Source organism: Streptomyces viridiviolaceus, assembly GCF_014650995.1.
Classification (GTDB): Bacteria; Actinomycetota; Actinomycetes; order Streptomycetales; family Streptomycetaceae; genus Streptomyces; species Streptomyces viridiviolaceus.
The window spans coordinates 14,182-34,719 of the sequence record NZ_BMWA01000036.1; the positions used below are offsets into that span (position 1 = coordinate 14,182).

At 68.0% G+C, this 20,538-nt stretch carries 16 protein-coding genes and 4 pseudogenes; 5 read left to right on the forward strand and 15 right to left on the reverse strand.

Annotated features, from left to right (window positions below):
• Positions 1 to 98 precede the first annotated feature (98 nt).
• The 4 genes and pseudogenes from IE260_RS36040 to IE260_RS36055 form a co-directional block, all read right to left on the reverse strand.
• Positions 99 to 920: a hypothetical protein gene (locus IE260_RS36040; protein WP_189879791.1), complete on the reverse strand. Its 822-nt coding sequence runs from the start codon at positions 918 to 920 to the stop codon at positions 99 to 101.
• A complete protein-coding gene (locus IE260_RS36045; RefSeq protein ID WP_268254997.1) occupies positions 917 to 1,144 on the reverse strand; it encodes a sigma factor-like helix-turn-helix DNA-binding protein in 228 nt (75 codons plus the stop codon). The genes IE260_RS36040 and IE260_RS36045 overlap by 4 nt, the downstream gene beginning before the upstream one ends.
• Positions 1,145 to 1,359: pseudogene (gene tpg / locus IE260_RS36050) on the reverse strand (telomere-protecting terminal protein Tpg); the annotation flags it as partial.
• 398 nt (positions 1,360 to 1,757) lie between these two features.
• Positions 1,758 to 1,997, reverse strand: a pseudogene (locus IE260_RS36055) (fic family toxin-antitoxin system, toxin component); the annotation flags it as partial.
• 652 nt (positions 1,998 to 2,649) lie between these two features.
• Between IE260_RS36055 and IE260_RS36060 the strand changes: the two are divergent.
• The 4 genes and pseudogenes from IE260_RS36060 to IE260_RS36075 form a co-directional block, all read left to right on the forward strand.
• Positions 2,650 to 3,219, forward strand: a complete 570-nt coding sequence (locus tag IE260_RS36060) for a helix-turn-helix domain-containing protein (protein WP_189879793.1) — start codon at positions 2,650 to 2,652, stop codon at positions 3,217 to 3,219.
• A 282-nt stretch (positions 3,220 to 3,501) separates the two neighbouring features.
• Positions 3,502 to 4,968 carry a peptide MFS transporter gene (locus IE260_RS36065; RefSeq protein WP_229881642.1) on the forward strand — a complete coding sequence of 489 codons (1,467 nt, stop codon included), beginning with the start codon at positions 3,502 to 3,504 and terminating at the stop codon, positions 4,966 to 4,968.
• Positions 4,969 to 4,973: 5 nt separating this feature from the next.
• Positions 4,974 to 6,116, forward strand: a complete 1,143-nt coding sequence (locus tag IE260_RS36070) for an FAD-dependent oxidoreductase (protein WP_189879797.1) — start codon at positions 4,974 to 4,976, stop codon at positions 6,114 to 6,116.
• A gap of 128 nt (positions 6,117 to 6,244) precedes the next feature.
• Positions 6,245 to 6,958 (forward strand): annotated as a pseudogene (locus IE260_RS36075) (IS256 family transposase); the annotation flags it as partial.
• Positions 6,959 to 7,077: 119 nt separating this feature from the next.
• On the opposite strand, the gene IE260_RS36080 reads toward IE260_RS36075, so the two are convergent.
• The 10 genes and pseudogenes from IE260_RS36080 to IE260_RS36125 form a co-directional block, all read right to left on the reverse strand.
• A complete protein-coding gene (locus IE260_RS36080; protein ID WP_189879799.1) occupies positions 7,078 to 7,722 on the reverse strand; it encodes a hypothetical protein in 645 nt (214 codons plus the stop codon).
• A 119-nt stretch (positions 7,723 to 7,841) separates the two neighbouring features.
• Positions 7,842 to 12,443: an RHS repeat-associated core domain-containing protein gene (locus IE260_RS36085; protein ID WP_229881646.1), complete on the reverse strand. Its 4,602-nt coding sequence runs from the start codon at positions 12,441 to 12,443 to the stop codon at positions 7,842 to 7,844.
• 266 nt (positions 12,444 to 12,709) lie between these two features.
• On the reverse strand, positions 12,710 to 12,883 hold the full coding sequence (locus IE260_RS36090; RefSeq protein WP_189879801.1) for a hypothetical protein: 174 nt from the start codon (positions 12,881 to 12,883) through the stop codon (positions 12,710 to 12,712).
• 303 nt (positions 12,884 to 13,186) lie between these two features.
• Positions 13,187 to 13,372: pseudogene (locus IE260_RS36095) on the reverse strand (telomere-protecting terminal protein Tpg); the annotation flags it as partial.
• A gap of 229 nt (positions 13,373 to 13,601) precedes the next feature.
• Positions 13,602 to 14,060 carry a carboxymuconolactone decarboxylase family protein gene (locus IE260_RS36100; RefSeq protein WP_189879803.1) on the reverse strand — a complete coding sequence of 153 codons (459 nt, stop codon included), beginning with the start codon at positions 14,058 to 14,060 and terminating at the stop codon, positions 13,602 to 13,604.
• A gap of 122 nt (positions 14,061 to 14,182) precedes the next feature.
• The gene (locus IE260_RS36105) at positions 14,183 to 14,536 is read right to left on the reverse strand and encodes a cupin domain-containing protein (RefSeq protein ID WP_229881648.1); all 354 of its coding nucleotides are present in this window, start codon (positions 14,534 to 14,536) and stop codon (positions 14,183 to 14,185) included.
• Positions 14,537 to 14,680: 144 nt separating this feature from the next.
• A complete protein-coding gene (locus IE260_RS36110) occupies positions 14,681 to 15,613 on the reverse strand; it encodes an NADP-dependent oxidoreductase (RefSeq protein ID WP_189879805.1) in 933 nt (310 codons plus the stop codon).
• Between the two features lie 180 nt (positions 15,614 to 15,793).
• Positions 15,794 to 16,684: an RNA polymerase sigma factor SigJ gene (gene sigJ / locus IE260_RS36115; RefSeq protein WP_189879807.1), complete on the reverse strand. Its 891-nt coding sequence runs from the start codon at positions 16,682 to 16,684 to the stop codon at positions 15,794 to 15,796.
• The gene (locus tag IE260_RS36120; RefSeq protein ID WP_189879810.1) at positions 16,677 to 17,390 is read right to left on the reverse strand and encodes an MFS transporter; all 714 of its coding nucleotides are present in this window, start codon (positions 17,388 to 17,390) and stop codon (positions 16,677 to 16,679) included. The genes sigJ and IE260_RS36120 overlap by 8 nt, the downstream gene beginning before the upstream one ends.
• A 184-nt stretch (positions 17,391 to 17,574) precedes the next feature.
• Complete coding sequence (locus tag IE260_RS36125; protein ID WP_189879812.1) at positions 17,575 to 18,213, reverse strand: HD domain-containing protein; 639 nt, start codon at positions 18,211 to 18,213, stop codon at positions 17,575 to 17,577.
• A 137-nt stretch (positions 18,214 to 18,350) separates the two neighbouring features.
• Here IE260_RS36125 and IE260_RS36130 point away from each other — a divergent pair, with 137 nt between their 5' ends.
• The gene (locus IE260_RS36130; protein ID WP_229881650.1) at positions 18,351 to 19,328 is read left to right on the forward strand and encodes a GlxA family transcriptional regulator; all 978 of its coding nucleotides are present in this window, start codon (positions 18,351 to 18,353) and stop codon (positions 19,326 to 19,328) included.
• A gap of 627 nt (positions 19,329 to 19,955) precedes the next feature.
• On the opposite strand, the gene IE260_RS36135 is transcribed toward IE260_RS36130, so the two are convergent.
• The gene (locus tag IE260_RS36135) at positions 19,956 to 20,495 is read right to left on the reverse strand and encodes a hypothetical protein (protein WP_308434728.1); all 540 of its coding nucleotides are present in this window, start codon (positions 20,493 to 20,495) and stop codon (positions 19,956 to 19,958) included.
• Between the last annotated feature and the right edge of the window lie 43 nt (positions 20,496 to 20,538).

The window sequence follows — 20,538 nt, forward strand, 5'->3', positions numbered from 1 at the left end:
GGGTCTGGAGAAGACCAGGCGTTGGCGGCCCTCGGACGCGTGTGGGCGCCCTGACGGTTGCGGGCCGCGCCGTCTGCCGCGGGCGGCCCGCGCGGTGTTCAGCGTTTGGCGGTGCCCATTTGTTCGGGGACTGTCTGCAGGTATGCGCGTTCGACAGGCTCGGTGGTGGTGGGCTCGTGGTTGTCTGCAGCGGGGTGCTTGGGCCGTCTCTGCCAGGTGTGTGGGCGGTCTGTCACGGCGAGCAGGCGGTTGATGCGGCGGGCGAATTCGTCTCCGGGCAGGGGAAGCTCGGTGTCCGGTTCTCGGAGGTAGCCGGCCGTGACGGCGGCGGGGAGGTAGGCCATGAGTTTGCTGACCGCGGCTGGGCGCGACCGCACGGTCTGCTTGGCGAGGTGGCGCAGGATGCGCATGAACTGGGTGGTGGTGGCGCTGGTGATCCGGTGGTCTGCGGGATTCCAGCTGGTGCCGTCGTCCCAGGCCGGGGGTTCGGGTGCGGGCTGGACGTCGTCGGTTTGCTGGTGCCACCGCTCGGCCGTGGTCCGTTCCCCCAGCGCGAGGTGGTGCAGGTAGAGGCAGTAGGCGGCGGCCTGTCCGGCGCCGGCCGCGTACTGCCACCAGAAGCGTGCGCCCTCGACGGTGTCGGTCAGTTGCAGGACGCAGGCGAGGACCAGGGCGCTGCGTGGTTCGGGGACCTGGCCGGTGACGAATTTGGTGACGGTGGTGGGCGGGGTGTGCAGGGCGAGGGTTTCGCACAGGGCGCGCAGGTCCTGGGCGGCTGCGTTGGGGGTGCTGTCCTGGGCGGGGTTGCCGGTGGGGCGTGTGCGGGCTGCGGTCGGGGCGGGGCAGGGGACGCTCTCGCGGACAACGGTGCGTTCGCGTACGAGCAGTGCTCTGGAGAGGAGCTCTTCGATGCGGGTCACGAGGTTGTTCCTCCGGTCGAGGGCGGCGAGTCCAGGACGCTCTTCACGAAGTGGGTGGCGTGGCGTTCGTCGGAGCGGACGGTGGCCAGTGAGGCTCCCACCAGAGCTGATACGGCCTCGGGGGTGAAGCCGCACAGGCGGCGCAGCACCATGACGTCGAACTGGCGGCCGGGCAGGTGGCTGATCGCGGTGAACAGCTCCACGAGCTCCGGGACCTGGTCCACGTCGGCACGCGCGGCGAGGACCGGGCGCGGCTTCTTGATCTGGTTCTTGACGTACCGTTCGACGGTGCGCTGGGAGATGCGCAGCATCTGGGCGACCGGTCTGGTGCCCTTGAGCTGCTTGACCAGGTAGCGCATCTGCGCCGGCGCGCTCTTGGGTGCCGGGCGGGTGAACGATTTCTGCACCGCGGCGTCCAGGCGTCCCCGAACAGGGTCATCGTCCTCTCCACTTCGTATTCGCCGTTTGTCGGTGTGCGTCACGGTCAGGTCGCGGCAGTCCATGACGTTGCTGTAGAGCAGGGCCGGGATGAGCTGGCCGATGCGGACCAGGTGCTCGCCGTACCCGGCCTATGCCACCCGGCTGGTCACCCAGCCCGGCCACGGCTCCATTGCGGACGCTCTGTGCGGCGTCATGTACGGCACGCTACCGGCCACCTGTGACGTCGGAGACGGAGACCGGACAGCCCCAGGCGTCGGGGACGTGCGGCAAGTCGGCTTGCGGGCATGTCCATTGGGCGGTCAGATGAGGGTGCCCCGACAACGAGAAGACAACGGGCAGTCGTTCTTTGAAGAACGACCGGAGAAGACCGCACCGCTCCCACTCAGCTCAGCCGGGTCAGGGCTTCCACGTGCGGAGCATGGCGGCGATCCCGGAAGCGGTGGAACGCGGACTGTTCAACTCGTGAGCGAGCGCGGCCAGTTGCTCGCGGGTCGGGTTGACCGGGATGTTGCCGGCTTCGAGGTACATGACGGCGACGACGCAGGCAACCGTCAGATTGGAGCGCTCCAGCCAGCGGCAGCGGCCGAGGGTATGCATCAGGGCTGCAGCTCGGGCGTAGGGGCCGTCATAGACGGGCAGGCCCAGCTCGACACCGATGTCCTTGACCCGCACGGGGCCACCCGCCGCCCGCCGCCCGCACGAACTTCATGATCCGCTGGTAGTCGGGCGGGAGGGCCTCCTCCCCCATGCCCCGGACCGCGGTGCGAGACCAGCAGTACCCCACGACCGCCCACCTGCGCCGGTACCGCCCGCGTCGCCGACTTCTCCGACTCCAGCTGGGGGTGCATGCGTTCCCACACGCGCTTCGCCGCAGCGAGTTCCTCACGCTCGGCGCGGACCTTCTCGAGCCATTCGACCAGGACCATCTCCTCCTCGTCGAGCTCCGCCCGGCGGGCGGCGACGCGTTCGGCGACTTCGCTGATCTCCGTCATCCCGCGAGCCTACGAACCCGCCCGACCTCATGACCTGGAAACTGGCAGACCGCCCTTGACCACCGGCCGATGAGCCCTCGGAAGCATCACGCCAGCCCACCCGACCAGCGGAGATCAAGATGGCGCAGCCTCAATCTTCGGGGCTGCGTCGTCGAACTCGTACCGTTCCAGGACGACCGCCGTGACAGGCGCAACTGGAGTCGCCGCCTGCGCCTGCGCACCACCAGTCATGACTAAGCAGACTCTGAGTAAAATTTTTTGAGACAAAACTCGAAGTCTCGTGTAGCGTCGCCGCCATGTTCGAGTCCGAAGAGTCCGATGTCACGCTCGGAGACCGCCTCCGTCGCCGTCGGAAAGCTCTCCACCTGACGCTGCAACAGGTTGCCGAAGCCACCGGCATCACGGTCGGATACCTGTCGCAGCTTGAGCGCGGGCGCGCCAATGGAAGCGTCAGTACCTTGCAGAAGATCTGCGACGTGCTGAAGCTCAATGTCGGTGACCTCTTCGAGTCCAGCAGTACGCCGACACGGCCGGTTCTGCGTTTCGCAGACGCCACCAGTCGGCAGTTCGGCAACAAGGCGTCCAAGGTCAAGCTGACCCCGGCGCATTTCGACCACCTCGAAGTGCTCCTCGGCCACTTTGAGCCCGGCGGCGACACCGGCACGGACCAGTACACGCACGGTGCTTCCGAAGAGCTCCTCGTGGTGCTGGAAGGCCAAGTGGAGTTGCAGGTCGGCACCACGACCCACACCCTCGGCCCGCTCGATTCCGTGAGCTACAACAGTGGGCACCCCCACAAGGTCAGCGAACGCACGGGCACTCACCCCGCCAGGGTCATGTGGGCCATGGCGCCCCCCACGTACTGACCGGCGCACCTCAGGCAACTCCGCACGGCCACACCCCGCCGCCGAACCGGAGCCACCTGTATGGGGTGCCCCAGAGGCCACCCCGTTCACACGCGCCCCACGGGGCCGTATCAGCCTGACCTTCCACGCGATCCGATCCCGTTCGGGGTCGCCGGATCATCCAACCGCTTGCAGCCACACGGCGCCGGACGGGCGAACTCCCCTGCCCGCATCGGCACTTCATGGCGACGTATCACTCGGCCACAGCCCCCGATCATCTGACGAGACACCCTAGGAGTTGTTTTGTCTGTTACGTCCCCGCAGCGCGCCCAGAAAGCGACGTCCGAACTCCGGGGCGTCGGAGGAATGGCGTTCGCGGAGCTCTGGGAACGCTTCTCCTTCTACGGCCTGCAGAGCATCCTCGCGTTCTACCTCCTCGACGCGTTGAGCGAAGGAGGGCTCGGCCTTCCTGCCGCCGCGGCGGTCGGCATCACGGGCGCCTATGGCGGTGCCGTCTACCTGGCTCAACTCCTCGGCGCCTGGGCCGGCGAGCGCCTGGTCAGCCCCCATGCGCTCGTCCTCGGTGGCGGCATCGTCATCGCCCTGGGCCACACCGTGCTCGCCGTCGCGCCGGGACTGCTCGGGCTCGGCATAGGCCTCGTCCTGATCGTCCTCGGTACGGGCGCGCTGAAGACCAACATCACCTCCATCGTGGGCTTCATCCTCGCGAGCGAGAGTGCCGCCAAGAAGGACGCCGGTTTCTCGTACTTCTACATGGCGATCAACACGGGTGCCGTTCTGGGCCCGTTGACCACGGGCCTTGCCCAGAACCAGTGGGGCTTCCACGTCGGGTTCGGGCTCGCCGCGGTCGGCATGGTCATCGCCCTGATCCAGTACGTCCGTTCGGCACGCTTCCTGCCTGCGCGGGCGAGCGAGGTCATCAACCCGCTGCCCGCGGCAACGCTGCGCAAAGCCCTCTGCATAGCCGTCGCTGCGCTTGCAGTCATCACCCTGGCAGCCCTGTCTGGCCTCCTCAAGGCCGAGCGGCTGTCCATGATCGTCACGGTGGGGACCCTCATCACTTCGGCCGTCTATTTCACGCTCATCCTGCGCTCGGAGAACGTGACGACCTTGGAGCGCCGCCGGGTCAGCTCCTACATTCCGCTGTTCCTCAGCTCAGCCCTGTACTTCGGGCTGCTCTTCGCGAAGTTCACCGCGATCTCCCTGCTGGTCAAGAGTCGCGTGGATCTCAGCATCGGCGACTGGTCGTTCCCCGTCGGCTGGATCACCATGATCTCCTCCGCGTCCGGCGTGGCCATGCTCCCGGTCGGCGCCGCCATCTGGAAGAAGATGGGGGCACGTCAGCCGAAGGCCGCCACGAAGTTCGCCATCGGGCTGGTGCAGATCGGCCTGGGCTTCGCATTCATTCTGGTGATCTCCGCACTGTTCGACGGCACCACGATTCCGTTCGCGTACATCGTCGTCTTCATGTTCATCATGGGCAGCTCCGAGATCTTCGTCGGACCCATCGGCCTCTCCCTGGCCACACAGATCGCGCCGAAAGCCTTCACCGCGCAGATGGTGGCCATCAACTTCCTCACGCTGGCGCTCGGTTCGTCTCTCTCGGGCCTGCTCGGGCAGTACTTCACCGCAGTCTCGAACAACACCTACTTCCTGAGCCTGGCGCTCGGAGCAGTCGCCGCGGGCCTGTGCCTGTACGCGTTCCGTCGACCCATCCACCGCAGCCTGTACGCCGGAATCGGGAGCTGATCCCCATGCCCACTCCTCGCATTGCCGTAATCGGTACGGGAACCATCGGAGCGCAGACGCTCTGGCAACTCGCCAAGCAGGGCGTCGACGCGACCGGCTACGAACTCTTCAGCCCGGGGCACTCACGTGGAGCAGCTGGTGGTGAAACCAGGCTGTTCCGCCACATCGACGTGGAACACCTGGAGTACCTGCCTATCACCGACCGGTCGGACGTCCTCTGGCGCGAGCTCGAGCAGGAGTCCGGACGCACGCTGCGCAACCTGACGGGTGCCCTCGCCATCGGCAGTACTGCCAGCCCCGCGACGCACACCGCGCTCGAGAGCGCGGTCCTTCTCGGCAGCCGCGCCGAGGTGCTCAGTCGTGAGGAAGCACATCAGCGTTTCCCCCAATACCGGCTGCACGAGGACGAGATCGCGATCCTCGACAAGGGCGCCGGCATCATCTTCCCCGAGCGCACCGTACGTACCGCCGCGGATGCGGCCGTCGCACGCGGCGCACGGATCCTGCGCGAATGCCGGGTCACGGCCATCAACCAGGTCGGCAGCCAGGTCGACATCGTGGCCGACAACGGTACGGAACGCTACGACCGAGTGGTCGTCGCGGCAGGCGCGTGGACCGCCACCCTCCTGCCTGAAGTGGCCCCGTATCTCGCCACGCGGCGCCTCATCTCCTCGTGGTACCTGCCCAAAGCCGGAAACACGCTCGACGGAATGCTCCCCTACCTGCGCACGGAACCGAACTACTCGTACGGGCTGCCAACCGCGGACGGCCTGGCCATGAAGCTCGGCGTCGGATTCCGCGACCACCTGCCCATCGAGTCCCCGGACACCGCACCCCTGCGCATCACCGACCAGGACCTCGAACCCATCCGCGCCGTTGCACGGGACCTCTTCCCGATGCTAGAGGACTACCCCATGCGCGCCCAGGCGTACTTCGAGGCCTATACGCACTCACGCGTCGAGTTCCTGCGCGAACACCCGAGCATGCCCTCGGTCTTTGTCTGCGCCGGCTTCTCCGGCAAGGGCTTCAAGAACGCACCAGCCTTCGGCGAGCACGCCGCCCGAGCGACTCTCGGCCTGCCACCGGAGAACGAGAGCATGGCTTTCATCCTCAACGCTGAGCCTGTGTCCCGCCCAGCACCTGCCTGACCATCGCTGTAAGTGGTTACCGAGTGCGTTTGCCGGCTGGAGCGTGTCTGAAAGATCGTGTAAGTCCGTGATGTGAAAGGCTGGCCGGGGCCCGGTGCAGGGCCTTGACCAGCTGGGACGGACGGACCATGACAGACAAAGGAATCCCGGCTGTCGAGCTGGTCGAGGACAAGCTGGTGGACGAGGTCGTCGAGCGGCTGATGGACCGTGCCGACGCTTCAGGGGCCGCCCTGCTGGGCGAGGGCGGGCTGCTGACCGCGGTCACCCGGGCAGTGCTGGAGCGGGCCCTGGACGCCGAGATGAGCGAACACCTCGGCTATGAGAGGTACGATCCGGCCGGCCGCGGCTCGGGCAACAACCGCAACGGGACCTCGGCCAAGACCGTCCTGACCGACGCCGGCGCGGTCACCGTGGCCCTTCCCCGGGACCGCAACGGCTCCTTCGAGCCGCAGCTGGTGCCCAAGCACGCACGACGGCTGGCCGGGTTCAACGAGCAGATCCTGCCGCTGTACGCCCGCGGCATGAGTCTCCGGGACATCCGCTCGCATCTGGCCGGCATGTACGGCGTGCAGGTCTCACCGGACCTGATCAGCAAGGTGACCGACGCGGTCGTCGACGAACTCGCCACCTGGCAGAACCGCCCGCTGGACGCCATCTGGCCGATCATCTACATCGACGCGTTATGGATCAAGATCCGGTCCGAATCGGTCGTCTCCAAGCCGGTCTACCTCGCCGTCGGCGTCGACATGGACGGCCGCAAGAACGTCCTGGGCCTGTGGGTCGGCTACGGGGGCGAGGGCGCCACCACCTGGATGACGGTGCTGTCCGAACTGCGCAACCGGTGCGGGGTGGTTCTCCTTCGCCAGTGCCCGTAGTACCCGTAGCCCTGGCCCCACGCCTCAACGCAGGCCCCGGCACGGTCTACTGGATGCCGGGACCTGCGGGGGAACGGACGAGTGCGTCACTGAACGCTGGTACGGGCCAGAGCTTGCAAGTGGCCGAGGTCCACCGTTTCCTGCGTTCCGCCGTGCGTCAGCTCGAGTCCGTCGTCGGTGCTGTCCACCCGCCAGACGGCGCCATGCCGGTTCTCCCACTCGACGAAGCTGCCGGGAGCGCCGTCGAGCAGCCCCAGTTCCCGCACCAGAGTGTCCAGGTGAGCGAAGCCGCGGGCATCACCCTTGCTCATGCTCTGGGTACGGGTGTTGTCGTAGCGCATCTTGACGAAAGGCACCTCGGTACGGTCGAGCTTGTTCGGCTGGAGCATTTTGCGGAACCTGCCCCAGGCCTCTTCCTCGTTCTCCCTGCCGGAGATTTCACTGTCATAGGCGGGAAAGACGGCGTAGGTGACGGCGGACAGCTCGGGATTCTCCGTGGCGTGGTAGCCGTGCACCTCGGGTGCCGCCACCCCCACGGTGTCGAATGCCGTCCCGTCGTGATGGAAGCCGCCGATGGCCACCAGAGGCCGCCCCTGTCCTACGAAGGTGTTGTCATGGGTGCGCGCGTGGGCGAGCAGTGCGGTGACGAGCGCCTCGTCGTAGGGGCCACGGACGTTGACCTGCAGATTGTGCCGGCCGTCGGTGGAAAGTGCGGCGGTGAAGGTGAACATCGGGTTCGGCGACCACCGCCACGCGGAAGCGAGACCGGAAACGGGAGCGGCGCCGGGCATGCCGGGCAGGACGGATGCAGGGTTCATGAGGGTGGCTCCTGTGCTCGGGATGGGGGGCCCTAGCTGCATGAGTAGAGGGTGGGGTGGACATCCTGGCGGTAGGTGGCATCCATGAGCGCACCGCCGCGAGAGTTCTCGCTTCTCGTCATGGGCTCCATGTTGTCGGGATCGTTGTAGAAGTCGTTGCGGGTGGCCCGGTCGGAACGGTAGCCCGTCTGGTTCCAGTGATCGACCACCGGTGTCAGGTGCTCGTACGTGAGCTGGTGGGACGGAATGATCTCGCCCGCGGAGTTGCGCCAGGTCAGCTCGGACCTGGGGATGCGTTCCATGATCTGGCGGCCCTGGGGATCGAGTCGTCCGGTGGGCCGCATCGGTGTGCCGCCCTGGGCGATGCCCTCGTCGGTCCAGGTGGCGGCCATGGCGTCATGGGTGGACTGGCGATAACTGCCGGGATACTCGGTGTCGCGGTTGTGGGTCTGAACGGGCGAGTTCGGGTCTCTTTCCCACCGGCCGCGCTGGCCGCGGACGCGGATGAGGCCCAGCGGGTCGAGGAGGAGGAGCGGGTTGGCGACATAGGCGTAGTCGTTCGGGTCCGGGGCCAGGCCCAGCGGATCGGCGCTGATGTAGCGCGCGGTCTCCGGGTCGTAGTAGCGGAAGTAGTTGTAGTTCCAACCGGTCTCGGCGTCCGCGTACTGTCCGGGGAAGCGCAATGGGCAGTCGGTTTCCGGGGCTGAGGGCGGTGCGCCGGTCGGCTTGCCCCAGGCCGTGAATCTGCGGTGCCAGACGATTCTGCCGTCCGGCGAGACGAGTTCGGTCGGCGTTCCGACGAGGTCGGTGACGATGGCGTAGAAACGGGCGTCGGTGTCGCTCTGGTCGCTTCCGGTGCCGTCCGCCGCCGGCCGTTCCCGGCCGCCGGTGACTGTCTGGGCGACGGGCCGGTAGGAGCCCGGCTCGTAATCCCACGTGGTGACGGTGCCGTCGGACTCGATCTGTTCGGCGAGGCGTGTTCCGTCCCAGCTGAACGTCGTCTCCTCCAGCACGTCACCACCAGTGCCGATGCGCTGTTTGCCGACCCTTCGGCCGTCCGGATCGTAGGTGTAGCGCCACTCGGATCCGTCCGGTGTGACGGTCCGGACCAGGCGGTCGTCCGGGCTCCACCCGTAGTGGGAGATGCGTCGTCCACCACTGAGGAGACGGACACTCTTGCGGATCAGACGTCCCTGGCCGTCGTAGGTGTAGGTGGTGCGCCCGGCGCGATGCAGCCTCGTTCCGTCGAACTCGCGGGGCTGCGGGTCCGCAGTGCCGGCGTGCGGGGACGTGGTGACGAGGTTGCCCGCGCGGTCGTACCCGTACCTCTCCTCACGGTCAGCGGCCCTGACCGCGGTCAGCCGACCGACCGGATCCACGTCGAACCGGCGGCTCTCGCCGAGGAGTTCGTCGATCTCCCTGAGCGCTCCGTCGAGGTCGTACTCGTAGGTGCGGTGCTGCAGCAGCTCACCGCCCACGTCGCCGCTGCTGCGGCCCGGGGTGGTCACCGACTGCCCGGTCAGCCGACCGGAGCCGTCCCAGCTCTGGTGGAGCACCGCCGTCGTCCCCAGGGTCCTGCGGATCTCACGATGGGCGGTGTCGTAGTCGAAGCGCAGCTGGCTGCCGGCGCCGCTCAAGGTCTGCGGGCGGCCCGTCGCCTCGTAGGTCCAGGTCGAGGTGATGCCCGAGGGAGTGCGTCGGCTGGTGCGGCGGCCGAGGGCGTCGTAGGTGTAGGTGGTGGTCCGGCCGTTGACCGTCTCGGTCAGGGTGCGGCCCGCGGGGTCGTAGGTGCGTTCGACCGTGGTGTCGCGGTTGGCCGCGCGAAGCAGTGAGCCGGCGCTGTCGTACTCGTAGGTGGTGACCTCGTCCGCCGTGCGGTACTGGCGTGGCCGGCCGAGCAGGTCCACGGTCACGTCCGTGGTCTGTCCGGCGCCGTTGGTCCACGACGTACGCTGCCCGGCCGCGTCGTGCGTGTAGGTGAGCGTGCGGCCGTTGAAGTCCGTCTCCCGGATCAGGCGGTTGGCCGCGTCGTAGGCGTACTCCCAGGTACGGCCGTCCGCGTCGTGAACACCGGTCAGGTTCAGTTCGGTGTCGTAGGCGAACGTGTAGCGGCGGCCGTCCGGTGTGGTGCGGGAGGTCGGCTGGTGGAAGTGAGTGGACTCGTACGTGGTGATGGCACCATTGCGGGCCGTGTGAGAGACAAGGTTGCCTTCGCCGTCCCAGCTCCAGGCCTCGGTCGCGCCGTCAGGAAAGGACCGCCAGGAGGCCAGTCCTTCGACGGTCCAGCCGAACCGGTCGGTGGCGCCGGCGGCATCGGTCACCGCGGTCACGCGTCCGAAGGAGTCGCGCCGCGCTCTGGTCGTCCGGCCCTGCGGGTCGGTGAGGGCCAGCGGCAGGCCGGCCGGGTCGGTCTGGATGTGCTGGGTGTGGCCGAGCGCATCGGTGACCGAGACGGGCCGCCCCAGAGCGTCATAGCTGTAGCGGGTGGTGGCGCCGGACGGGTCGGTGACGGACAGGCGATTGCCTCGCTCGTCATAGGTGTAGCTCCAGAACGAACCGTCAGGTTCCGTGAGCCGGCGCGTGCGGCCTGCCTCGTCGTACTCGGCCCGGATCGAGCTGAGGTCGGGCCTGACCACCTCGGTCAGGTGACCGGCCGCGTCGAAGACCTGCCGCGTGGTCCGGCCCAGCGGGTCGGTCCAGGAGACCAGGCGTCCGTGCTCGTCCCACTCCCGGTGGGTCGAGGCCCCCAGGGGATCGGTGACCTGGACGAGCTGCAGGCGCTCGTCGAAACGGTAGGTGGTGGCCCGGCCGAGGGAGTTCCGATACGTGTTGACGCGTGCCGCGTCGTCATAGGTGAGGGAGCAGTCCAGGAAGCCACCCGCTCCCCTGCCGGCTGTGACTCTGTGCCGCTCGTCGTAGGTGTAGCGGTACCAGCCGCCGTTGCGGTCGGTCCAGCTCGTAATGCGGGACTCGGCGTCGTAGGTGAGCTGGAAGTTGCGCCCCTGCCCGTCGGAGACGGCGCGGAGATTGCCTTGCGCGTCGTAGCCGTAGCGTCGCACCTCCGTCCACGGGGAGTGGGCTTCCGTGCCGTACCCGTCTTCCGGTGAGCTGAGAACGCTCAAGGACGTGACCCGGCCCAGTTCCGTGCCAATGGCCACCCGGTATCCGCCCGAGTGACGCATCTCGGAGAGATCGCCCGCCTCGTCGTAGAGGAAGTCAATGCGGTGCCCGTTACGGTCGGTTATCGCGGTGAGGGGCAGGGTGTAGGCGGACGTGTCACCGTCGCGCCGTACACCGGGAGCGAAGTGGTGCGTTAGTCCGGTCTCGTCGTCGTGGACGGTGATCGTGCCCCCGTCATCACCGTTCCACTCCAAAGGCCGTCGAGGCCCCTCCAGAGGCAGGGTCGCCGTGTGGGGCGCGGGAATCGGATAGGCCAGGAGCATGCCGTCCTCGGTGGCGAACACCACCCCTTGATCATCGATCTCCAGCCGCTGATCCAGCGTCGAGGTCCAACTCGCCCCGAAGCAGCGCCCCCAGCGGTAGGTGGAGATATGGGTACGCCGGACGGTCAGCGGCAAGAGCCCGGCCAGGTCCAGGTCCACCTGCTCCATGAGCATCTCGCCGGACACCATGTCGATCGGGTCGCCGCCCCGGCACCGGCCCTTGTACGGCTTGGCTTTCGCAAGGAGGTCCTTGGCGCCGGAGCGCAGGGTTTTCAGGCCGCTCCGCACGGCTGTGGCCATTCCCTTCATGCCCTTGGCGATCGCGCCGAGGGATGTGAGGCCCTTGACTCCTGGTATGCAGTCCAGGGCCGCGAAGGCCACATCCCACAAGGACGCCTGTCCTTTGCGATATTTGTTGAGGGTGTCGGCGAGGACGACCAGGGCGGCCACGACGACGATCGCGGCCAGGATCGGCCCGCCGATGATCATCGCGACGATGCCGACGATCGCGACGACGACCTTGCAGACCGCGACGATCGAGTCCCAGTTGTCGGTGAACCAGTCGCCGACCTCCTCCCACCAGGACCGGTTCTGGATGCCGGCGTCGGACGCCTCGTCGATCTTGTTCTTGGCTTCGCGGGCGGCGTCCTCGCGCATCTTGCGCGCGTCCTCGGCCATCTTCTTCGCCGCGTCCAGCGCGCTCTGCGCGTCGTTGACGGCCGACTGCGCGTTGGTCTGCGCGGTCTTCGCGTGCTGGACGTCACGGGTCGCGGCCCGGACCTTCGCCTCATCCGGCTTGTCCGCGTCCGACTTGCTGCCCGTCGGATCGTCCTTGTACTTGTCTGCTTCCTTCGACGCGCGGGTCACCCAGGAGTCTGCCGAGGACAGCTTCGACTGGGCGGCGGTGAGGTCCTCGCGGGCTTCCCGCGCTTTGATCAGTGCCTTGTCGGCAAGGGCCTGGGCGCGCTCCAGCTTGGGCCAGAAGTCGGCGAGGGCGTCGCCGCACATCCCGTACGACTTCTCCAGCTTCTTCAAGTTCTTCGGAACGCTGGAGAACTCCTCCTTGAAGACGGCGGCCGACTTGCCCGCCCACTCCGCGAGCGTGGACTCCCCCGCCATGCCCTTCACCAGACGCAACGCCTCCGAAACGTCGTCGGCGAAGTCGTGCAGCGTCTTGGCGAGCGTGCGCACCCGCTGGGGATCACCCGGCGTCGGATCCTTATCCAGGTCCAGGACATGCCAGTCACTCGGCCTGTGGCCCACCATCGCGCAACCCCCGTCAACACCTGCGGTCATCAACTACTCATGTGCACACGTGAACCTACAAGGCACAGCAGTTCGAAGAGAAGCAGCTCCTTGTGACCAGGAGCCGGGTGAGGTGTTATCTCGGGTTCCGATTGAGCGTCAGGTGTGCAAGTACCCTTCAGGCCCCCACGCCTGACAGATATATGAGTGGCTCACCTACCGATCGCGGGCTGCGTTGCCTTGCGCAGTTGCCGGTGCACCGGCACCAGCCCGGCCGGCTCCAGCACCTCCACGCCGCTCGGGGCGGGCGTCCAGCCGTCGTCGCCGTTGCGGGCAGCCCGCCAGTACTGCTCCTCGGCCAGCGTGCGGCGCCGTGTCCAGCGCACCGGCCGCCACCCTCCCCAGCGCACACCGGAGGGCCTCGGCGAGCGGCCATCGTCCCTCCAACCGCAGTTGTTCAAGGTGGATTGGCCCGGCGAACAGGCAGCCACTGAGGTAGACGTCACTGAGCACCAGCTGCGCGGAATCCCCCTCCCCCCGCAATGACGTGACCTCCACGCGCGCGTCCGGCATGCATGAACATTCGCCCCATGGCCCGCGGGCATACGGGCGAGTCCGCATCGGACGGCCCGGCTTGATTGGGTATCAGGACCGCATCCGGACTCGCAGGGCTGTTCGAGGCACAACTGCTACAGGTCGAATTCCACATGCTCGATGTCGGTGAAGCGGACCTCCTCCAGGGAGCCGGCGCGGCGGCCGCTGTCCTGGAAGTAGACCTCTTTGAGTCCTTCGGCGGCGATCTGCTGCAGTTGCCGGTCGGGGGCGCCGGCCTGTTGGGCGTCGAAGAGGCGGGCGGCGTACTGCGGCGGCAGCGCGAAACAGCCTTCATGGGCTCGGCGGCCTCGGACTCGGACACGGCCACGCTCTCACTGGTCATCGATGCATCTTCCATGATCGGGAGTTACACCGAACGAGAACGATACAGTCCCGAATCTTCGCGAAGTCCCTGAACTTCTGGCGTGTTGGCTGTAGCCCATGGTGTGTGAGCCTTCACGACGGTGGAGGCTTCGGCTGCCCGCACCACCGCCGGTGTCACCGTCGAGGTCAGCTGCCGACGGGGTACCGGCTGGTGATCGCGACGCGGTTGAAAGCGTTCATCACGGTTGCCAGCCAGGCGATTGCAGAGACCTGGTCTGTGGTGAGTACGGCCGCGGCGGCGTTGAAGTCCTCGTCGCTGACGTGTCCGTCCGGCACGCGTGTGATCGCCTCGGTCAGGCGGAGGGCGGCGCGGTCCGTCTCGGAGAAGTAGCCGGTCTCCGCCCAGGCCGGCAGCACGGCGATCCTGTCGGGGTTTTCGCCCTTCTTGAGGGCGTCACGGGTGTGCATGCGCAGGCAGAACGAGCAGCCGTTGATCTGGGAGGTGCGGATCCTCAGCAGCTCGACCAGGAGCGGGTCCAGGCCCGCTGCGGCGGCGGCCTCTTCCACCTGTGACGACAGGGCGATGAGAGCCTTGTAGGCGGCCGGGTGCTGCTCGCCGATGTTGACGCGCTGAATGTCGGTCATGATTCCTTCGATTCGTTCCAGTGGCCTGCGCCGCGCACTTGGCGTGCGTGGGGGGCCGGTCGAGTGGGTTTGGCAGGGGCCGAGGGGTGGGCGGGGCGGAGCCGCCCACTGCGTGCCCCGGGCTACGACGCCGGGTCGTCGACCTTGAGTTCTTCTCCGGTGTTGGAGACGAAGACGACCAGGAGCCTGGCCTGTTTGGTCGGGCTGGTGTTCTCGGTGAGGAGGTGGTGGGCACCCGGCGGCTCGACCCAGTTGTCGCCCTGGTGGTAGGTGCGCACGGGCTTGCCGGCGAGTTGGCTGCGCACGGTGCCTTCGAGGACGTAGGCGTAGACGAACGCCTGGCCGTGCCGGTGCGGCATCGCGCGTGCGTTGGGCGGGAAGTCGACGATCACCGAGGTGAACGTCTTGCCTTTCACATTCGGAAGGGCCTGCTGGAGCAGCGGCTTGACGGTTTCGGTGGGGCTTGTCGATGCCATGGCCGCAGGCGATGCCACAGCCGCGGTCGTGCCCGTGGCGTGGGTGGGCTGGTCCGAGGTCGAGCAGGCCGTGGCCGCAGTCAGCGTGGCGACAGCCAGGAGGCCGGCGGCGATTGGCATTCTGATCACGACGGGTCTCCTGATTCAGTCTTCCGTGACGCGGATGATCGTCTTGCCCGGGGCACGCGTGCCGGGAGCGAACGCGGAGGGTGCTTCGGCGAGTGGCCGCACAGCGCCGACGACCGGTTTGAGCCGGCCGTCCCTCACCCGCGCGGCGAGATCGGCGAGCCGGGCGCGGTCGGGTTCGACGACGAAGAAGATTGCACGCCCGTCCTTGGGCCGGACCTTGGGCGGCAGGACGATGCTGACCAGCGTGCCACCGGGGCGGACCAGGGCGGCCGAGCGATCGAGGATGTCGCCGCCGATGACGTCGAACACGAGGTCGGCCTCGCCGGCGTCCTCCAGCTTGTCGGTCTGCAGGTCGATGAAGGTGTCGACGCCGAGTGCGAGTGCCCTGTCCCGGCCGGCGGCCCGGCCGGCGGCCCGGCCGGTGCCGATGACGCGGGCGCCGGCCTCGCGGGCGAGCTGTACCGCGATCGAGCCGACGCCGCCCGCGGCACCATGGATCAGGACGGTCTGGCCTGTCGTGAGGCGGCCGTGGTCGAACAGGCCCTGCCAGGCGGTCAGCCCGGAGATCGGCAGCGCGGCGGCCACGGTGTGGTCGACGTCCGCCGGCAGCGGGGCGAGGTTGCGGGCCTCCACCGCGGTGTACTCGGCGAGCGTGCCGTTACGGGCCCAGTCGGCCAGCCCGAACACCCGCTGTCCGACACTCAGGCCGGTGGTGCCGTACCCCAGCTCTGCGACGACACCGGACAGCTCGTGCCCGGGCACGCTCGGCGTCCGGTCGCGGCCGGCGCGATCGGTCCACGTGGCGGGCCAGTCCAGCTCGCCAGGGGTGAAGCCGGCGGCGTGCACCCGCACGATGACGTCGTTCTCGGCCGCATGGGGGTAGGGCATGTCCGTCAGGGACATCCCGGCCAGACCGGCGTCACGGTTTCGCACAGTGATGGCTTGCATACAGGTCCTTTACTGCGGAGGGGCGACCCGAGCGCACAGCCCGTTCGCGCGCAGGGCTCGCGGCTGCAGGTGGATGTATGCCGTGCCGCATGATCGATCTCACCTGCTCTGGCGTCTTCCTTCGTCGCCCGTTGTGCGTTCTCAACAGGGAGACGAGGTGGCCCCTGCGGGTGTGACAGCTCAGACCCGCACGAGTTTGTCGGGATTGAGGACCCTGCGGTACGCGGTGATCAGACCGTCTGTGATCTGGACCGTGTCGACGGAGTAGACCCGGCCTTCCCGGTGGAACACGAGCGCGAGCTCGCCGCCGACCTCGGCGAATTCGATACGGTCGGGGCGCCACTGACGCCCCGTACGCACCATGACCTCGGCGACGCGCTCGCCACCGTGAATGAGCTTGCGTGCCGCCAAGACCTTGCCGCCGCCGTCGGTGACGTAGACCGCGTCCGGGTGCAGGAGCCTGACCAGGCCGGCCAGGTCCCCGGCCTCGTAGGCGGCGCGGAAGACCGTGAGGACCCGTTCGCGCTCCGCCTTCGACGCCTGCGGCGTGGACTGCTTCGCCTTGGCCACCCGCCGTCGTGCCCGCGAGGCGAGCTGCCGGGCACCCGGCACGGAGACGTCCAGCACCTCGGCGATCCGGCCGAACTCAAGGCCGAAGACATCGTGCAGGACGAAGGCCACCCGCTCCGGCGGGCTCAGTTCTTCCATGATCAGGAGCATCGCCGAGCTGACGGACTCGTCGACGAGTACCGGCTGCGACGCGTCCGGCCCTGTCAGCAGCGGCTCCGGCAGCCACGGCCCGACATAGCTCTCCCGGCGGAAGCGGGCGCTCTTGAGGATGTCGTACGACCGTCGCGCGGCCACCGTCACCAGCCAGGCCCGCAGATCATCGATGTCCTGCAGATCCGCTCCGGCCGCCCGCAGCCACACGTCCTGGGTGACATCCTCAGCATCGGCCACAGTCCCCAGCAGCCGGTAGGCCACTCCGAAGACCGCGGGCCGGTGCCTCTCCCATTCGGCTCCGAGCGGGTCCTCCTGCTCAGACCGTCCGCGCCCGTGCCCGTCACCCATACGGATCGCAACCTCCTCCAGCCTGCGGATGCAGCGTAGCTATTTCGATCTCGGGATCTTCGAAGACAGCTCCGCGGAAGCGAGCCGTCCCGCTCCGACACGGCAGCCGCAAGTCCTGATCAAGCTGCTTCGGGGATGGTGTCGGCGTGGGGCGTGCGGCGCGCTCAGCAGCGGGACGGTTCGCCGAGAGATCCGCTTTCCCGGCCCGTGCGATCGGATCGCCGGTGGTTCTGTGAGCGCGTGCTCGTCCGGCGTGCAGGGCCGCAGCCACGGACAGCGCCCCGACGAAGCCGACGTACAGATAGCCCGTGGTCTCCAGCCCCCATGAGGGCGCCGCGAGCCCGGCCGCTAGGGACGGAAGACTCAACGCCGCACAGCTGATCACGTAGACGGCCGAGAAGACCTCCGACCGCGACTTCGCGGTGGTGACCGCGCTGATGGCGCGGAGGTTGCCGTGGAACGTCAGGCCGACGCCCAGCCCCGCGACGACCGATCCGCCCACGTATACGGCCGGTGACACATCAGTGATGGCCACCGCCAGTCCGGACGCACCCAGAGTCAGGAGAACCGTCCCCAGCAGGGTGGCGAGCCGTGCCGTATGCCGAACGGACCACAACCCGCCCACGCTGTTGGCCAGAAACAGCGCCGCGATGCTGAGCCCGCCCGCAGCACCGGACTGCACATGCAGGACATTGCTGAAGATCACTGTCAGCATCGTGACTGACAGGCCCCACGCTCCCGGTACAGCGGGTAGATCGGTGACGGTGCGCTTGCCGTGGCCATCATCACCACATTGGCGCAGGCCAGCACGGCGAAGGCCGCATCTCGCCCGAGACGGCGCCCGTCGTGAGGGCCACTCACACGTCTCATCACGTTTTATGGCGCCTTGATCAGCTCGGCCACGGAGCGCCCATGATGCGCTCGACCGTGGTTGTGCGCTGGAAGCCGGGAATGAAATGCTCCAGCACATCCGAATTCACGGTTCCGTTCGTGGTCTCCGGGCGGTGCTTGAGTCCCTCGACGAAGGCCTGCAAAAACTCGTTCTTGAAGTCGCCCCGCGGATGGACTGCGGTGATCTCGTCCACCTGGCCGCGATCCAGTTCGTTCAGGCCCAGGCCGAGTACGTCGGTCAGAACCCCCAGATTCGTGATGGCGATCTCCGGGCCCATCCGCCCGGGAATTCCCGGGGTCGTGTGCAGCGCGATCGCCGTCCACACCACGTCGACGGCCGAGGCCGGGAAACCGCGGTCGAGCATGAACTTGCGTGCGTGGTCGGCGCCATCGACCTCGAAGCGCTGCTCAACGTCGGAAAACGGCGTCAAGAGGCCCGTGTCGTGAAACATGGCGGACAGGTAGAGAAGCTCCGGGTCGGGCTCCAGGCCGAGCCTGTGAGCGTGCATGGCGCCGAAGACGAAAACGCGCCGGGAGTGGTGGTAGATGAGGGGGCTGGTCATCTCCTGCATGATGCGGGTGGCCTCGGCGACCGCCGCCGTTTCAGGAATCTCCACCCCCGCGATGATCTCGCTCATGACCTCTGCTCCTTCCGATATCGGTGTGTTACGAATGGACGGTGCGTCCGTCTTCCACCCTGCCGACCACCCGGCGTCCGGCGCTCCCTCGGTCCGGCCATGAGTCACCCGAATCCGGACAGGCGGGCAGCGGGGTTGTGGGCTCCGCCACGCATCGGGTCGCGATCCTCGTCTACGACGGGGTCAAACTCCTGGACGTCGTCGGCCCCGCGGAGGTATTCGGGGAAGCGAACCGGCTCGGTGCCGACTACAAGATCGTGCTGGTGTCACCGACCGGTGCCGATGTCACCTCGTCCATCGGGATCCGGATCGCGGTCGACGCCGCCACCACGGAGCCTGCTCTTGACACGTTCCTGGTGGCCGGTGCAGACCTCTACCCGCGTACACCTGTGCCCCGTGATCTGGTCGAGGCGACGCGAACGCTGGCGGGCCGGGCCGGCCGGGTCGCGTCCATCTGCACCGGAGCATTCATCCTCGGCGCCGCCGGCCTCCTGGACGGCAAGCGCGCGACCACGCACTGGAAGGTCGCGCACGAGCTCGCCGCCCGCTGCAGGGACAGCCGTGTCGAACCCGACGCGATCTACGTCCGTGACGGCACCACCTACACCTCGGCGGGCGTGACCGCCGGCATCGACCTGGCACTGGCACTCGTCGAGGAGGACCACGGGCCTGATCTGACCCGCGACGTCGCCCGCGCCCTGGTGGTCTATTTGCAGCGTTCGGGCGGCCAGTCACAGTTCTCCGCCTCCTTGCAAGGACCGCCGCCCCGATCTCCGGCCCTCCGCAGAATCACCGACTTGATCGCGGCGAATCCCGGGGGAAAACACTCACTCGGTGAACTCGCCAAGCACCTCAATGTGAGCCCTCGGCATCTCACGCGGCTCTTTCGCGACGAGCTGTCCACCACGCCGGCCCGGTATGTGGAAATGATCCGGTTCGACATGGCCAAAGCTCTACTCGACCAAGGGCATACCGCGACGCAGACGGCATCCCTTGCCGGATTCCCGAATTACGAGAGCATGCGGAGAGTTTTCGTGAGGAAATTGTCCCTCAGCCCCGCCGCCTATCAGCGACGCTTCAGCACAGCACGCCGAGCCAACGCGGAGGAGCAGTAACACCCCGACCGCCGAACTGGAACTGAGCCACCGCCAGCGGGCCCGCGCCGAGGACCGCATCTGCGGCCTCCGGGCCGGCCTGCGCAACCTGCCCCTATACGACGCCGCGCAGAACCAGGTGGCCCGTCCAGTTCGTCGGTGAGCGTGGACAGCGGCACGATCTCGCCCGGGCGGCGGCCGCGGGTGAGGCGTTCGTGGATGCGGGTGCCGTCGGGCTGGCGGACGCGGGGGTGCAGCAGGGATGCTGCGGCCACGAGCGAGGTGTTGATCTCCTGACTGGGGGCCGGGTAGTAGGCCTCGTGTGCGAAGAGCAGATACACACCGCCGGTGGACTGCTCGGAACCGTGGTCGGGCATGCCGGTTTCCTCCTTCATCGGTGAAGCGGGCACTGAGGGCTCGGCTGAGGGCTGATGGCATGGGGCGGGACCGTCATGGCGTACTTTCCTCCGTCGGGCCGGTGAAGGTCATGGCGCAGGTGGTGCAGCGTCCGTCGCCGTGGGGGTGGGCGCGGCGTGGGGTGGGGCCGGGGCAGGTGCGGCACAACGGCCAGTCGAGGCAGGCCGGGCAGAGGTCTTCGCCGGGGGCGGTGCCGGGGACGCCTCAGCCGGCGCATTCGACCAGTGCGCGTTAGGTCAGGGCTTCGGTGACGGTGCGGGCCGCGGGCGCCGTGGACGACCGCTCGGGCGTCGAGGGAACGGGCAGCTCGTCGTCCAGGACGTCGCCGCGGCGGTGCGGGCTGGTGAGGGCGGCGGGTGGTGGGTAGGCCTGGGCGGCGCGCAGGCGGGTGGCGATGATCGCGCCGACGCTGGTACGCACCGGGGCCGGCAGGGGGCGGCCGGCGATGATCTGGCGCAGCTGGGCGCTGGTCCAGCCGGAGTCCAGCATCACGGTCACGACGCGGCCCTGATCGGTCAGCGCCTTCCCGGTCAGCAACAGCTCGGGCTGAGCGGCTCCGATCTCCAGCAGCAGCTGGATCCCGGGATGCATCTCATCAGCCGGAGGCACGGGCGGGATCGCCGGCGAGGCGTCGGGCGCCGGTGCCGCGGGCGAGCTGTCGGCCGAGGACGCTGCTGCGTCCGGCCGGCCCGTCTCCGAGGAGACGGCCGAGCTGGCGGCGCGGTCGCAGGGACGGAGGGGTCTGGTCTTCTGCTTGGTGGTCTTCTTCATATCCGGCGGGGCTCGCTCAGCGCACCGGCTGGGTGAGCAGTGC